Below are 1,078 nucleotides of genomic sequence, written 5' to 3' on the forward strand. Positions count from 1 at the left end.
CACAGGTCGCGCCGTATTCCGGCGCCATGTTGGCGATGGTCGCACGGTCGGCCAGCGGCAGACGGTCCAGACCCTCGCCGTAGAACTCGACGAACTTGCCGACCACGCCCTTGGCGCGCAGCATCTCGACAACCTTCAGCACCATGTCGGTGCCGGTGGTGCCTTCCATCATCTCGCCGGTCAGTTCGAACCCGATCACTTCCGGGATCAGCATCGAGATCGGCTGACCCAGCATTGCGGCCTCGGCCTCGATCCCGCCGACGCCCCAACCCAGAACGGCCATGCCATTGACCATGGTGGTGTGGCTGTCGGTGCCAACCAGCGTGTCAGGATAGGCAACTTCTTCGCCGTTCTGATCGGTGTCAGTCCAGACAGTCTGTGCCAGATATTCCAGGTTCACCTGATGACAGATACCGGTGCCGGGAGGCACAACGCGGAAATTATTGAACGCGTTCTGACCCCATTTCAGGAACTGATAGCGTTCCATGTTGCGCTCGTATTCGCGGTCGACGTTCATCTGGAACGCACGCGGGTTCCCGAACTCGTCGATCATGACCGAGTGGTCGATAACCAGATCGACCGGGTTCAGCGGGTTGATCTTCTGTGCGTCGCCGCCCAGGCCTTTGATTCCGTCGCGCATGGCGGCCAGATCGACCACCGCAGGAACACCGGTAAAGTCCTGCATCAGCACACGGGCAGGGCGGTACGCAATCTCGCGCGGGTTCTTGCCGCCATTGGCACCCCATTCGGCAAATGCTTTGATGTCATCGACCGAGACCGAAAAGCCGCTGTCTTCAAATCGGAGCATGTTTTCCAGCACGACTTTCAACGCGGCAGGAAGGTTGGAGAAATCACCCAAACCGGCCTGCTGCGCGGCGGGGATCGAATAGTAGGAAATGGATTTGCCATTCACGTTCAGGCTGCGGCGTGTCTTGGCGGTATCCTGTCCGACTTTGATGGGCATCTGTGGCCTCCCTCTCAAATGACTTGGATATTAGGATTTGCTGAGTGTTATCTGCATCACCAAGCCCCCGTGTTCAAGGCTGAACACGCGATGAGAGGCAATTTTGTATACTAT

At 58.2% G+C, this 1,078-nt stretch carries 1 protein-coding gene; it reads right to left on the bottom strand.

The genetic code is table 11. The annotated features are described in order from the left end of the window. Positions 1 to 964 (bottom strand): aconitase family protein (locus tag ACR0IP_RS23180; RefSeq protein WP_480528162.1); only part of this gene is annotated, 964 nt, incomplete at its 3' end. Positions 965 to 1,078: the final 114 nt, after the last annotated feature.

Source organism: Ruegeria sp. AL11 (genome assembly GCF_056540865.1).